Genomic DNA, 14341 nt, shown 5'->3' with positions numbered 1-14341 from the left:
GGACAGCAGTCCTCTTTTGGGAGTCCGACCCGGACGACGCCGATGCGGGGCGGCGGTCCGTCCGGTCGGCTGGGGTGGCGGACCACGGGGGGATCAACCATGCGGCACCTGCACGGATCCGTCGGCGCGACGGACGGCGAACCGGCCGCCGACACGGCCCTCGACCCCGAGCTCAGCGCCCAGTTGTTCGGCTCGCTGCGGCGCAGCGGCCAGCGGCTCAAGGCCGAGCAGTACGTCCGCGGCCTGCTCGCTCTGGAGGGGCGCAAGACCCTGCGCGGCATCGCGGCGCAGTTCGACGGCGCCGCGGCGCAGCAGAGCGTCCACCACTTCATCAGCGCGTCGCCCTGGGACTGGACGCCGGTGCGGCACGCCCTGGCCCGCGAGGTGCAGCGGGCCCTGGCACCGCAGGCCTGGGTGATCAGACCGATCCTGATACCCAAGGCCGGCTCCCATTCGGTCGGCATCGACCAGCAACTGCTGCCGCTCGGACGGATCGTCAACGGCCAGCACGCGGTGGGGGCCTGGCTGGCCTCCGGACACTGCGCCGTCCCCGTCGACTGGCAGCTGCGGCTCTCCGACCGCTGGCTGACCGATCCGCTGCGGCAACGGGCGAGCGTTCCCGCCGACGCCGCGGTCGCCACCATCGAGGACTGCGTCCGGGCCGCGGTGGCCGACATCCGGGAGATCGGCGGGGTGCTGCGCGGGCCGGTCGTGGTGGACGTCGGGGAGGTGGACGCCGTGGCGGTCGCCCGCCACCTGGCGGCCCTGGGCGTCGCGTTCGTGGTGCGGGTCGGCCCGCAGGCCCAGCTCTGGCTCGACCGGACCGAACTGCCCAGCTACAGCGGCCGGGAGCACACCGTGGGCGAGCTCGCCGAGTCGCTCCCCCGGCTGCGCCGGCAGGTGAATCCGGGCGACGGCCCGACGACCGCGGTGGCGATCCCGGTGGTGACCTCGCCGGCCCGCGGGGAGCGGATGCTGCTGCTCGGCGAGTGGCGGCCGGCCGGGCGCCCGCGCCGGCGGCTCTGGCTCACCAACGCCGACGCGCCCTCCGTCCTCACCGCGCTGCGGCTCACCCGGCTGCCGGGCGTCGTCCTGCGGGACTTCACCGCGATCTCCGAGCGGGTGGGGGTACGGGACTTCGGCGGGCGGTCGTTCCCGGGCTGGCACCGGCACATCACGCTGGCGTCGGTCGCCCACCTGATCGCCACCCTGGAGAACCGGCGGCCGCTGCTGCCCGGCGGCCGGGCCGGACGCTGACCCACCGGCTCCGGCTTCACAGGACTACTGTCCGGTAATGTGACACTCTCACTCCTCATGCCATGGCATCGCCTCCGATCGCTCCTTACTGTCTGGAGCAGCGCACGAGCACGTTCATGACCGCCCCGGGAGACCGAATAGGAGTGTGCACACGTGGAGTTCACCTTTGCCGGACTTCCCTGGCTGCGCTCCGGACGGGGCCCAGCACGGGCCGTGCCCGCAGGACAGGATGGGCGTCCGCTCAGCGGCTTTGCCTCCCGCCCCTGATCGAGCGCGGACCGGTCGGCTCCCGCACTGAGGACAGGGGCGCCGCACCGCCAGGAAGCCGCTCCCCCACCCGCGGCAGGGCCCGGCGACGGCCGGTCCCGCTTCCGACCCTCACCCCGACCCGCGCCGCCCTGACCCGACCCGACCCACCTTGACCCGCCCCGACCCGACCCGATGCTCCCGATCCGCCCGGCCACCGCGAGGCCGGGCCCCGCCGCCGCCGTCCGGCGCCTCCCCCGAACACCACGACCACGGAGACGACTTGACCTCTCAGACGTTGGCACAGCGACGGCGCACCCAGGCTCCGGTCGGCGACAACGACCGGTCGAAGCCCTCCGCCCGCCCCCTGCGCCCCACCGGATTCCCCTCTTCCGTTCCGGCCCCCGTCCCGGCCCCCATCCCGCCTGCGGCCGCCTCTCCGTGCCCGGCGCCGGCCGGTCCGCACGGCACCGCCTCCCCGGCCCGGCTCGCGCCCGAAGGGCCGTCCGCGGCGGCCGAGCCGTCCGGGCCGGGCCCGGCCCGGCACCCCCGCACACCGTTCCCGCCCGGCGCCCACGACGTCCTGCTCACCGAGCTGTGCTCGATCCTGTTCACCTCGCTGTCCCGCAGCGACCAGTGCCGCAAGGGCATGCAGTACCTGCGCGGACTGCTGGAGACCGAGGGGCGCAAGTCGATCCGCAACATCGCGGCGCTGCTCGGCAAGCCGGCCTCGGAGCAGAACCTGCACCACTTCATCTGCAGTTCGACCTGGGACTGGATCCCCATCCGCCGGGCGCTGGCCCACTACCTGGCCGGTGCGGCGGCCCCCCAGGCGTGGGTGGTGCAGCCGATGATCATCCCCAAGACGGGGCAGCACTCGGTCGGCGTCGAACGGCACTTCTTCCCGACCCTCGGGCAGGTGCTGAACGCCCAGCACGCCATCGGCGTCTGGGCGGCCTCAGAGGAGCTGAGCACCCCGGTCAACTGGCGCCTGCATCTGCCCGAGGCCTGGCTCAAGGACGATCTGCGGCGCAGTCAGGTGTCGATCCCGGACGAGGCCGGGGTGGAGACCCTCGGCGAGTGCGTGACCGAGGCCTGCCTGGAGACCACCACGGGCTGGGGGCTGCCGGTCCGGCCCGTGGTGCTCGACATCGGTGAGTCACAGGCCATGACGATCTTCGGGAAGCTGCACGCCCACGGGGTGCCGCTGCTCGCCCGGGTCGGCGGCGACCTCCGGCTCTCCGTACTGGACCAGGCCCTGCCCGCCTCGGGGAGCAGGCCGCAGCCGGCGCTGCGCATCATGAGCCTGGCCAAGGACCTGCGCCGGCTCGTCCCCGGCCGGGAGCACGGCCGGGAGCACGGTCCGCAGGCGGCCCCCCGGGCGGTACCGGCCGCCACCGTCCGGGTCGGCCTGCCCGCGCCGTCGATACCGGGTGCTCCGGGTGGTGAACTCCTGCTGCTGGGCATCGGTGAGGAGGGCGGGCACTGGCCCGCGGAACTCTGGCTGACCAACCTGACCGCCGTGCCACCGGCCACCCTGGTCCGGCTCAGCCGGCTCACCGGAAAGGTCGACCGGGACTTCACGGAGATCGCGGACCGGGTGGGCATCCGCGACTTCACCGGGCGCTCCTTCAGCGGCTGGCACCGGCACGTCACGCTGGCCTCGGCCGCCCACGCGGTCGTCGCGCTCGCCGACCGGCGCGAGCGGCCCGCCTGAGCGAACCACCACCGGCCGGGGGCGGCCGGGCTGGCGAGCGGCGGGGGCGGCGCCGGCCCCGGCCGTCAGCAGCAGGACAGCGCGTCGCAGGGCTGCGCCGCCCGCCGCCCGCCGGCCTCGCCCCACTCCGCGCCGACCGCCCGCTCGCCGCCCTCCGGCGGCTCCGCGCAGCTGCCCTCCGGGGCGATCCCGGCCCGCGCCTCCGCAGTCGCGAGCTGCGGCAGCATCAACCGCCAGAACGGCGTGACCGCCTGACGCGAGTGCCACCGGGGGTCGCGCCGCCCGAGTACTTCCAGCCCGGCGACGACGGCCGTGATCGCGGCCACGGCGTCGTCGAGCACGATGTCGGCGGCCAGGCTGCCCCGGGCCCTGGCGACCGTCAGCATCAGCTGGACCCAGTCCTGCCACTGCTGCCACAGGTCGGCGCCGCCCGGCCAGGTGGCGTCGCTGCCGAGGCAGAACCCGGCCCGCAGCACCGCGTCGGTGGAGAGCCGCCGGGCCAGCAGGTGCGAGGTGTCGACGAGCAGCTGGAGCGGTACGGGGTGCCGCAGTGGAACGTTCCCGGTGATGTGCAGCAGGGTTTCCGCGGCGGCCGATTCGACCGCCTCGCCGAGCGCTCGCTTGTTCCCGAAGTGGAAATGCAGCGCACCGTGGCTGAGACCGGCCCGGACACAGATCTGGGTAATGGAGGATTCCGCGAATCCGGATCGGGCGAAGATCTCCGCGGCAGAACGGATCAGTTCCTGCCGGGTGCGGACGGCACGATTCTGCTTGGCCATGGGAGCGCTCCGGAAATGGGGTGAGCGACGGGTGAAACGCACGGAAGCATGCCGCGGGGCGACAAGGGAGGCGTCGATTCCGGTAGCCGTTACGCGGCCCGGCCGGATCGTGCCCGACAGCACTCGCGCCGGGGGGATCGCGCCCGGTCCGGATCGGCCTGGGTCGGCACCCGGAGATTACCGCCGGGGCCGCCGCCCCCGGCCTGATCGGCATGCGCGCATTCACACGCACCGGGTCGGATTCTATCACCCCCGCAACCCTCCATGTACAGAACGTAATGGCCCGGAGCGCTGTCGCGGCTCGAATTGCTCGCCCTTTCGTTCGACCGCTCCGGCATCCACCCGGCATTCGCATGCCGCTGGAACATTCCGGCCCCCGGGCCACCCCCGACTGCCCCGGGCCGCATGCGGAACCGCCCGGAGGGCCGGCCCGACGAATGCGGGCCGGCCCTCCGGGCGACCGGGTGTACGGGTTGCGCCGCGGGCGGTGTGCGCGCTCCCTGCGGTCAGCGCTCCAGCGGGCGGATCTCGAAGAGCTTGTAGGTGACGTCCACGCCCGCCAGCTGCCGGTCGGCGCTGCCCATCATCGTCAGCGAGCTCCCCGCCTCGGCGGCGAGCTGGGCGATCCGGGCGGCGTCACCGAAGCTGTTGAAGGTGACCAGGGCCCGGCCGCCGGGCAGCACCCGGTCGTGCACCTGGGCGAGGTAGCGGCCGAGGGCGCTGTAGCCGCGGTCGAAGATCGCCCACTCGACGTCCTGCTTGAACTCGAAGTCCTTCGGCGCCTCGAAGACGCTGCAGTTCCAGAAGACGGTGTCGAAGCGCTCCTCGGGTCCGAGCGCGTCGAACACGTCGCTGCGCAGCACCCGGACCCGGTCGGCGACGGCGTGCCGTGCGGCGTTGCGGGCGGCACTGGCGACGGCGGTGTCGGTGATGTCGGTGGCGGTCACCCGCGCACAGCCGTGCAGGGCCGCCCAGACCGCGGTGACGCCGGCCCCGCAGCCGATCTCCAGGAAGCTGCCACCGGCCGGGTAGGGGATCGCGCCGGTGTACCACTCGGTGCCGGTGCCCGGTCGCGGCTCGTAGGTGCCGGGGATCAAGTCCCATTCCAGGCCGAGGAGTTCGAAGGTGGTCGGCTCGGTCTCGACCGGGCCCAGCTGCTCGACGAGACGGCGCCCGAGATCGTAGCGCTCCTCGAACTTCGCGGATGTCTGTTCCATGGTTCTCTGCTCCAGGGGTCGATGTCCGATGGGCGGTGGGTCGTTCGCGCGGCGGGCCGTCCGGCACCGCCGGGGGGGTGCGGCGACGGCCGCGGGTCTCACCAGCCGAGGCGCTCGCCGAGCAGCTTCAGGTCGGCGGCGTACTTGGCGATGAAGGCGGGCGAGAGCTGCGGGATGTCCCGCGCCGGTCCGATTCCGGCGGCCCGGACGGCGGCCCGGAACCGGTCGGAGGGGATGACCGACCCGGGCACCGCCTCCTCCGGCCGCTTGAACGCGTGGACCAGCGGCAGCGCCGAGTGCTGCCGCTGCCCCTCGGGCAGGGCCCGCATCGCGGCCTCGAACCGGACGAACCAGTCGTCGTAGTCGGCCACCCGCTCGATCCGGTGCCCGGCCTCGGCCAGCCAGTCCACGAAGCTGTCGAGCGACACCCCGTCGTCGTTCGGGTTGACCAGGCTGAAGGTCCGGTAGCCCTCGGTGCCCTGCCCGCCCAGGGCCACCACCGCGGCGGCGGTGAAGTCCACCGGCAGGCCGTCGTAGTGCGCCCGCCGGCGGTTCCCCCGGTCGTCGGTGCGGTAGAAGGAGTGCGGCGCGATGCCGGTGGCGATCACGCTGAGCAGCAGCCGGGTGAACTGGTCCGGGACGTTCAGCTGCCCGGCGTAACGGCTGTGCGCGAGGATCATGTTGGACCGGAACGTGGTGACCGGCAGTCCGCACCGGTCGTGCGCCTCGCGCAGCAGGACCTCGCCGGCCCACTTGCTGGTCGCGTAGCCGCCCGCGTAGCCCTCGTCGGTCTGCTGCACCGGGAGGGCGGTCCTGACGTCCGAGTCCTCGTCCAGAGCCCCGCCGGTCCGGGAGGTGGCGACGGCCACGCTGGAGATGTAGGTGAAGGGCTTGATCCGGCCGGTGAGCCCCAGCCGGATCAGCTCGGCCGTGCCGACGACGTTGGCCTCGAACAGGTGGTGATACGGGAGGACGTGGTTCACCAGGGCGCCGGCGTGGACGATCACGTCCACCTCCTCGGAGAGCCGCTTCCAGGTCGTGTCGTCCAGGCCCAGCCGCGGCTCCGCGATGTCGCCCGCCAGGACTTCCAGGTGCCCGTCGGCCAGCTCCCGGTAGCGGCGCACCAGTTCCTCGTCGCCGCTGACGAAGGCCTCGTCGAGGCGCCCGCGGGCCGCGTCCGCGTCCCGTCCGCGCACCACGCAGATCACCGTCCCGCCGACCGGGGCCAGCCGCTCCAGCCACTCCAGGCAGAGGAAGTGGCCGAGGTAGCCGCTCGCGCCGGTCAGCAGCACCGTCCGGGGCTCGCCCGAGGGCCGCGGCAGGGTCCGGGCGTCGGCAACGGTCCGGTCGTCGAGGAACTTGTCCAGCGTGAGGTCCCCGGCGCGGACCCGCGTGCCGTCCTCGCCGTGCACCGAGGCGAAGGTGGTCCCCCGCAGGCCCGTCGCGCGCTTGGTCTCGATGTAGCCGGCCAGTTGACGCAGGTCGTGGGCGGGGCTGATGACGGTGTCGACGGGGACCCGTACGCCGAAGATGTCGTGGAGCAGGTTGGAGAAGGAGACGGCGGTCAGCGAGTCCCCGCCGACGTCCCGGAAGCGCGCGGCGGGGCCGACCTCGACGGTGGAGCCCGCGAGCAGCGCCCGGGTGGCCCGCTGGACCGTCTCCAGCACCGGCCGGTCGGCGCCCGTACGGCGCAGCTCCAGCAGCTCCCGGCTCTCCCGGGCGGCTATGTCGGCGTACAGCTCCTCCAGTTCGCGGCCGTAGCGCTCCTGGAGCCGGGGCCGCAGCAGCTTGCGGTGGTCCGAGAGCAGGCCGTTCGCCTGGTCGAAGGGTTCGGCCTCGATCAGGACGTCGCGCGGGATCTCGTAGGAGTTCAGTCCGGCCTCGCGGGCGATCTGCTGAAACGATTCGCTCAGCAGCTGGCGGAGGTGTTCCCGGTCGTCGCCGAACTGGTCGAGGGCGGCCGGCGTGGGCACGACCACGGCCAGCAGATAGGACCGCTCGCTGTTGCCGTACACGAAGATCTGCCGGACCAGCGGGCTCGCCGCGAACTCGGACTCCAGCCGCGCGGTCGCCACGAACTCGCCCTGGGAGAGCTTCAGCACGCTCTTGCGGCGGTCCAGGATGGTGAACCGGTCCGGCCCGAGCTCCGCGACGATGTCGCCGGTCCGGTAGTAGCCCTCCTCGTCGATGATCTCCGCCGACAGCTCGGGCTGCTTGTAGTAGCCGGGCACGACGGCCTCGGACTTCAGCAGCAACTCCCCCCGCGGGTGCGGGGAGTCGGTCCGGTAGTAGCCGAGTTCGGGCACGTCGGCCAGCTTGTAGTCGATCACCGGCGGGCGGAGCAGCTTGTCGTCGACGGAGACGGCGGCGGCCTCGGTGGAGCCGTAGATGATGGTCAGCTCGAAGCCCAGCAACGCCTCGACGAAGACCCGTAGTTCGGCCGAGAGCGGAGCGGAGCCGCAGCTGGCCCAGGCGAGCCGGCCGCCCAGGAGGTTCTCCCGCAGCTCGGCCAGGACCTCGGCCTCGACCGCCCGCCGGTCGGCGCCGGCGAGCTCCCGCCGGTCGAGCTCGCTCTGGTACTTCTGGTAGAGCATCTCGCAGACCCGTGGCACCAGCGACAGTTCGGTGGGCCGGACCAGTGCGATGTCCTCGAAGAAGGTCGACATGTCGCTGCTGGCCGTGAAGTAGCTGATCCCGCTGCGGGCGAGGGTGTTCTTCAGCGACGAGTGGCCGGCGACATGGCTCATCGGCATGTAGTTGATGTTGATCGCGAGGAGGTCGGAGAACAGCTTCGACCAGGCCCCGCCCCACATCGCGCTCAGCAGCGTGTCGGTGTACATCGCGCCCTTGGGCGTTCCGGTGCTGCCCGAGGTGTAGATCAGCATGGCCAGCGGGTCGTCGCCGTCCTCGGGGACGAACAACGGCGCGTCGGGCAGCGCGGATCCGCGGCCGACGACGTCCGCCAGGGTGTCGATCGCCACCTCGCGGCCGGCCCCTGCGAGGCGCTCGCGCGCGGCGGTGAACTTCTCGAACTGGTCGGTGACGTCCGGGTGGTAGTCGAAGACCACCAGCCGGCGAGCCGACGGGTTCGCCAGCAGGAGTTCGACCGCGACGTGCAGCCGCTCGATGCTCGCCGCGACGATGAAGGGCTCGGTCTCCTCGACGATCGAGGCGAGTTGCGCCAGCGGGGCGCTGGTCTGCAGCGGGACGCTGACCACGCCGAGGTAGTTGCAGGCGAGGTCGACCACCGCGTAGTCGCCGCTGGCGAAGCCGAGCAGGGCGATCCGCTCGCCCGGCTCCAGCGGATGCTCCGGGTGCCGGTGCCATTCCGCGGCCACCGCGCGGACCCGCCCCCAGAGTTCGCTGTAACTGGTCGTTTCGTAGTGCGCCAGGAGGCGGAGCGAAACGCGGCCGGTGTCGGCGTCCCGCACGAACTCCTTCGCGCGTTCACCGATTGCGGGCCGGTCCGTGTGGCGCTGCATGACTTTTGCTAACGTTTGCGCAAGCCGCATTCTGGGTCTCCGCATCGCATCGCCGGCAGACTGCCGTGGCTGTTATTCGAAGGACCGGTGCTGGTCGGCCTGCACGCCGACGACGGCACACTCGTCTCCCGGACGCTCCGTCCATTGCTCCGAGTTCGTGCCCCGATGCTAACCAGAGCCGAACCGGGTTCCTGAACAAACGAACGACGATCTGTCAGGTCGGCCGTTTGCCGGGACCCGTACGCCGAGTTCTCCCGGGCCCGCACAAAGTCCTTCGCCTGCGGTCTTGTTGCCGTCGAACCGGGTCGGCCGGCGGGAACCGCCGGTGCGCCGCACCGCGGAGCGGGCGCATGCGACGCGGTCGAACGAGCCGGCCGCGCGCCGCCGTCGATGACCGCCGTCCATGGCCGCCGACCGGGCCCGGAGAGCCGTAGTTGACACGCTTGCCGTGTTCGCCTTGCGCAGGTCTGGTTACTTAGGGCAGCATCAAGCTTATGCAATATAGCGCGTAGACAATTATCGCGGACGCGGATTGCGCGCGCTCAAGATCATTCTAGTGGGAGGGATGTGCCCATGTCAGGCAGCTCGGCTCCGAGTGAACACCGGACGGGAGGCGACGCCTTGGCAGCACCCGAGGCGCCGTCCGAGACGGCAGCACCGGAGGTCCAGCAGGACTCCCTGCGCTGGTCGGCACGGTTATGGGTGTCGCTGCTGATCTTCAGCGGCGTGATCCTGCTCGACGGGCTCGACATCTCGATGATCGTGGTGACCATCCCCGAGATCCAGAACGAGCTCGGGATGACCGCGGCCACCGCCCAGTGGCTGGTCGGCGCCTACATCCTGGCCTTCGGCAGCTTCCTGCTGCTGGGCGGGCGGGTCGCCGACCTGTTCGGCCGACGCCGGGTGCTGGTGATCGCGATGGCCGCGTTCGCGGTCGTCTCGCTGTTCGGCGCGCTCGCCGACAGCTCGGTCCTGCTGATCGTCTCGCGCTTCGTCAAGGGCATGGCGGCGGGCTTCGCCGCCCCGGCCGCGATGTCGCTGCTGACCACGACGTTCCCCGAAGGGCCCCAGCGCAACAAGGCGTTCGGCATCTTCAACGTCTTCGAGGCGTCCGGCTACTCCTCCGGCCTGCTGGTCGGGGGCCTGCTCGCGGGCCTGAGCTGGCGGTCCATCTTCATCCTGCCGATCCCGCTCTCCGTGCTGCTGCTGATCGGCGCCCTGCGCTTCCTGCCGCCGGACCCGCCGCGCACCGAACGGCCGCGACTCGACATCGGCGGCGCCGCGACCCTGCTCGCCGGGACCCTCCTGCTGGTCTTCACCGTGGTCTCCGCCGCCGAGGCCGGCTGGGGCTCGGTGCGGACGATCGGCGGATTCGCCCTGTCCGCCGCCCTGTTGGCCGCCTTCCTGGTGATCGAGCGCAGCGTGAAGGAGCCGTTGATCCGGCTCGCCATCTTCCGCAACCGCAGCCTGGTGAGCGCCAACGTCAGCATCGCCCTGCTGTACGGCGGCGCGATGGGCTTCCAGTTCCTGCTCGCCCTCTACCTCCAGGACCTCCAGGGCTGGCGGCCGTGGCAGATGGCCCTGGTCCTGCTGCCGGCCGGCCTGATGGTGGTCATCATCGGCCCCAAGCTCGGCGCGCTGATGGAGCGGTTCGGCGTGACCAAGATCCTGATGGTGGGGCTGGTCGCCTTCCTCCCCTGCTACCTGCTGATGCTCTTCATCGGCCCCGAACCCGACCTCTGGCGCGTGCTGTTGCCCGCCTCCGTGCTGTGGGGCGTGGGCTTCGCGCTCAGCATCGCGACGCTCATGGTCGCGGGCACCAACGGCGTCGCGGACGAGGAGCAGGGGCTCGCCGCCGGCCTGCTCAACAGTTCGCTGCAGGTCGGCGGCGCCTTCGGCCTCGCCGTCGTGACCGCGGTCATCATGCCCGGCACCGAGCTGTCGATGTTCTACCCCGGCCTCGCGGTCATCCTCGGCTTCGCCGTCCTCACCCTGATGGCGCAGTTGACGAACCGTCAGAAGTGACCGACCGGCGCGGCGGGCCGGAGCTCCGGTGACCGCCGCGCCGGACGCTCCGGCCTGCCCCTACCGGACGGTCGACCGGTCGGTGAGGGAACCCGGTCAAAGGCGGTTGCCCGGTCGGCGACGGAAACCCGGCCGAGCAGCCGCTCCATGACGATCCGTCAGCCGAACCGCGTCGGCTCCCGGCCGGACGCCCGCGCCCACCGCCGGGAGCGCCGCGCGCGCCGCCGCGGCGGCCGTGGCCGCCAACTCCAGCCCGTACAGCACTCCGTACCCGAACACGTCGCCGGACCCGGCCGCCCGCTCCCGGAGCGCCGCCGCGGCCACCACCGCGTCCGGCCCGGCCGCCCGGACGGCGCCGTCCAGCCCGGCGAGCACCGCGGCCCGCACCCCGATCCGGTCGAGCACCACCGCACCCGCCGGTCGTGTCGTGTGCGGCCATGCGCGTACACACCTTCACCTCGGGGTCGGCGGGACGCCTTCCAGGCTGGCCCGCGGACCCCGGACGGGCCCGGAGCCCGGGCCCGCCGGCGGCGGGAACCGGCCGAACCGGACTCAGGGCCTCAGTTGGACCGCCAGCGACATCGTGTAGCCGACGAGCGCGGCGAAGAAGCAGACCGCGGTGGCGTGCCGCGCAGTGAAGGGCAGCCCGGACAGCGAGGGGAAGAGCAGGACGGCGGTGCCCGCGGCCAGGTCGGCGATGTAGAGGCCGCCGGGCGGGACTACCCCGGTGGAGCGGGCGGCCCAGCCGGTGGCCACCAGGAAGCCGGTGAGCAGGATGAACCCCGAGAGCAGCCCGGAGCCGATGCTGGCCAGGGCGGGGTGCGGCTCGGGCGGCTCCTCGCCCTCGGGGAGGGCGGGGCGCAGCCGGTGGGCGACGGCGAGGGCGGTCATCGCGACCGTCACGGCCGCGACGGCGCTGAGCAGGGGGCCAGGGTTCACCTGCGGCTCCTGGAGGTCGGGGGGTGGTGGCCGAGGACCGCGGCCAGCGCGGCCGGGACCAGCACGGCGAGGATCATGACGGTGGCCCAGACGGTCGGTTCGAGGGCGGGCGGCGCGGGCCCGCCGGCCGGGGGCGGGGGCGCGGCGACGACCGCGACCGTCGCGGACGGGCTCGGGGGCGGGGCGAGGACCGGGGCGGGAGGCGGGGCGGGAGCCGGGGTGGGAACCGGCCACGGGGTCGGGGTGACGGTGGCCACGGTCGCCGGGGCGACCGCCGGGTGCTGCGCGGCGGCGGTCTCCGCGGCCGCCGGCCCGGGCACGGCGGACCGGGTCGGGGCGGGCGGCGTCGGGGTGGCCGACATCGGGGCGGCCGGCATCGGCGTGGCTGCCATCGGGGCCGGCGGCACGGGCTGGGCGGATCCCGGAGCCGACGGCGCGGGCGAAGGCGTGGGCGAAGGCGGGTGCCCCGGTACCGGACAGTGGATCGGCGGCAGGTGGCTGAACGGCGGCACGGGCGGCACGGGCGGCACCGGCGGCACGGGGAGCGCCGGAGGCCAGAACGGTGGCGGCGAGGGGGGCGAAGGGAGCCAGGGCAGCGGAGCGGGCACGAGGGCGGGAGGGGCCGGCACCGGCGCCGACGGCCGGGGCGGCCCCTGCACCGGAGGGTGCGCCTCGGCGGCGGCGGGCGGACGCGGGTGCGCCGCGCCGGTGGCGTGGTCCATCGCCCGATTGTCGGAGCGCCGCCCCCTCCGGCGGCAGCCCCTGACGCCCGCTCACCCCGGCTCCGGCACCCAAACCCATCCCACCGGTGAACCCACCACCCCCGTACCGCAAACGAACGACCGATGACGGGCCATCTGTTCGCCGGTCACCGCTCACCCGCCGACGCACCCTCGTGCGGCGTGTAAGCGTCGTGGCATACTCCGGGGCATGACGACTTCCACCCCTGCGACCAGGGCCCTGCGGGCCGCGGTGTTCACCGCGCTCGCCGTGCCGCTGTCCGCGCTGGGCCAGGTCGTCATCACCGGTCGTCCGCTGCCGCTCGCCCTGGTCGCCGCCGCGACCGTCGTCGTCTTCCTGGTCGCGACCGCGCTGGCCGGCCGGGAGCGGCGGCTGCTGCACATCTCGGCCGTGCTGGTCCCGGTCGAGCTGCTGCTCAACACCACCTTCAACCTGGGCCAGGCCGGCTGCGGCCCGGTCCTGGGCGCCGGACACGCCCCCGCCCGCGGGATGAACCTGCTGGTCTGCGGCGGCGGTTCGGTGGACGGCTCGCTGTTCTCGGGGCCTCTGGGGCACACCGGGCCGGTCGCGCCCGCCGCCACCCAGCTGCTGGTCCTGCTGGCCCATCTGCTGGTCGCGCTGGCCGCCGCCGTCTGGCTGCGGCTGGGCGACGCCGCCCTCTCCGGTCTGGCCCGGGCGCTGCGCGCCCTGCGCCACGCGGTCGCGGCCCCGCTGCGGGCGCTGCTCCTGCTGCTGGCGCCGGTACCGCTGCGGCCGGTGCGGCGGGTGCCGCTGCCGGTCTCGGACCGCCCCCGGCCGCTCCGCGAGGCCGTGGTGCTCAGCCCGGCGCCGCGACGCGGTCCGCCGGCCTTCGCGCCTGCCTGCTGACACCCCCGTCCGGCTTCGCGCCGGTCCGTAGGGCTCCCGGCCCGCGGACCCCGCCGGCCGGACCGGCCCCGGGCCACCGCCCGGCGCCCGCAGGCAGCGCGCCGACTCCCGAGCCCACCGACCCGGCCCCCTCGTGCCCGCGGCCTTCCGTGCCGCGCCGAGGCGGCCACCCAGGAAGCGCATGTCGCGCGCCGTGTCCAGGAGTTGACCCACCATGGCCCAGCCCACCGAAAAGCCCGCCCGTCAGCAGTCCCAGCGCGTCAGCGCCCGCGAGCGGATCCAGGAGGCGCAGCTGCGCGAGCGCGCCGCCGCCAAGCGCCGGCAGCGGATCGTCGTCGGTGTCTCGATCGTCGCCGTCCTCGCCCTGGCCGGCGGTACCGCGCTGGCGATCAACGCGGCGGGCGGTGACGACTCGTCCAGCGCGTCCGCCGCCGCCGACCCGACCGCGCTGGTCGTCCCGGCCAACACCTCCGGCCCCGACGGCACCGTGATCGTGTACGGCAAGCCGGACGCCGCCCACACCCTCCAGGTGTTCGAGGACTTCCGCTGCCCGGTCTGCAAGAGCTTCGAGGCGACCAACGGCGACACCGTCAGGAAGCTGGCGGACGACGGCACCGTCAGGGTGGAGTACCACCTGGCGGCGTTCCTCGACAAGAACCTCGGCGGCAAGGGCTCGCGCACCGCGCTCGCCGCCGTCGGCGCGGCGCTCAACGAGGGCGTCGACAAGTTCAAGCAGTTCCACGACGTGCTGTACGCCAACCAGCCCGACGAGCGCGAGGACGGCTTCGGCGACGTCAACCACCTGCTGGACCTGGCCGGCCAGGTGCCCGGTCTGAAGACGGACGCCTTCGTCAAGGCGGTGACCGACCGCACCTACGCCCCGTGGGCGAAGAAGGTCGCGGAGGCCTTCAACGACAGCGGGGTGACGGGCACGCCGACGGTCAAGCTGGACGGCAAGCCGATCACCCTGTTCAGCGGGAACCGCGCCACCACGCCGGAGCAGTTCACCGCCCAGGTGAAGCAGGCCGCGGGCTTGCAGTGAGCACCACCGGCCCGGCCGACCACCCGGCC

General features: G+C 73.5%; 10 protein-coding genes and 1 pseudogene. 5 read left to right on the top strand and 6 right to left on the bottom strand.

What is annotated here, in order from left to right; translation table 11 throughout:
• Window positions 1–99: 99 nt before the first annotated feature.
• Complete coding sequence (locus ACFWA9_RS17830) at window positions 100–1257, top strand: IS701 family transposase (RefSeq protein ID WP_380388129.1); 1158 nt, start codon at window positions 100–102, stop codon at window positions 1255–1257.
• A 529-nt stretch (window positions 1258–1786) separates the two neighbouring features.
• The gene (locus ACFWA9_RS17825) at window positions 1787–3220 is read left to right on the top strand and encodes a transposase (protein WP_380388127.1); all 1434 of its coding nucleotides are present in this window, start codon (window positions 1787–1789) and stop codon (window positions 3218–3220) included.
• A gap of 65 nt (window positions 3221–3285) precedes the next feature.
• On the opposite strand, the gene ACFWA9_RS17820 is transcribed toward ACFWA9_RS17825, so the two are convergent.
• The 3 genes and pseudogenes from ACFWA9_RS17820 to car all read right to left on the bottom strand — a co-directional run.
• Entirely contained in the window at window positions 3286–3999 is a 714-nt protein-coding gene (locus tag ACFWA9_RS17820; RefSeq protein ID WP_380388125.1) for a ScbR family autoregulator-binding transcription factor, read from the bottom strand.
• Window positions 4000–4505: 506 nt separating this feature from the next.
• A complete protein-coding gene (locus tag ACFWA9_RS17815; protein ID WP_380388123.1) occupies window positions 4506–5216 on the bottom strand; it encodes an SAM-dependent methyltransferase in 711 nt (236 codons plus the stop codon).
• Window positions 5217–5314: 98 nt separating this feature from the next.
• Window positions 5315–8755, bottom strand: a pseudogene (gene car, locus ACFWA9_RS17810) (carboxylic acid reductase); the annotation flags it as partial.
• Window positions 8756–9319: 564 nt separating this feature from the next.
• Here car and ACFWA9_RS17805 point away from each other — a divergent pair.
• Entirely contained in the window at window positions 9320–10723 is a 1404-nt protein-coding gene (locus ACFWA9_RS17805) for an MFS transporter (protein WP_329486496.1), read from the top strand.
• A gap of 96 nt (window positions 10724–10819) precedes the next feature.
• Here the strand turns inward: ACFWA9_RS17805 and ACFWA9_RS17800 are convergent, their stop codons facing one another.
• The 3 genes from ACFWA9_RS17800 to ACFWA9_RS17790 all read right to left on the bottom strand — a co-directional run bounded on the left by ACFWA9_RS17800 (window position 10820) and on the right by ACFWA9_RS17790 (window position 12054).
• Window positions 10820–11128: a hypothetical protein gene (locus ACFWA9_RS17800; protein ID WP_380388121.1), complete on the bottom strand. Its 309-nt coding sequence runs from the start codon at window positions 11126–11128 to the stop codon at window positions 10820–10822.
• A 147-nt stretch (window positions 11129–11275) separates the two neighbouring features.
• Window positions 11276–11662: a hypothetical protein gene (locus ACFWA9_RS17795; protein WP_380388120.1), complete on the bottom strand. Its 387-nt coding sequence runs from the start codon at window positions 11660–11662 to the stop codon at window positions 11276–11278.
• Window positions 11659–12054: a hypothetical protein gene (locus ACFWA9_RS17790; RefSeq protein ID WP_380388118.1), complete on the bottom strand. Its 396-nt coding sequence runs from the start codon at window positions 12052–12054 to the stop codon at window positions 11659–11661. The genes ACFWA9_RS17795 and ACFWA9_RS17790 overlap by 4 nt, the downstream gene beginning before the upstream one ends.
• Window positions 12055–12592: 538 nt before the next feature.
• On the opposite strand from ACFWA9_RS17790, the gene ACFWA9_RS17785 reads away from it, so the two are divergent.
• The gene (locus tag ACFWA9_RS17785; protein ID WP_380388116.1) at window positions 12593–13270 is read left to right on the top strand and encodes a hypothetical protein; all 678 of its coding nucleotides are present in this window, start codon (window positions 12593–12595) and stop codon (window positions 13268–13270) included.
• 214 nt (window positions 13271–13484) lie between these two features.
• The gene (locus tag ACFWA9_RS17780; RefSeq protein ID WP_380388114.1) at window positions 13485–14312 is read left to right on the top strand and encodes a DsbA family protein; all 828 of its coding nucleotides are present in this window, start codon (window positions 13485–13487) and stop codon (window positions 14310–14312) included.
• Window positions 14313–14341 lie beyond the last annotated feature (29 nt).

It is taken from the genome of Kitasatospora sp. NPDC059973 (assembly GCF_042737525.1).
Classification (GTDB): Bacteria; Actinomycetota; Actinomycetes; order Streptomycetales; family Streptomycetaceae; genus Kitasatospora.
This window is presented reverse-complemented; position numbering and strand designations above follow the sequence as displayed.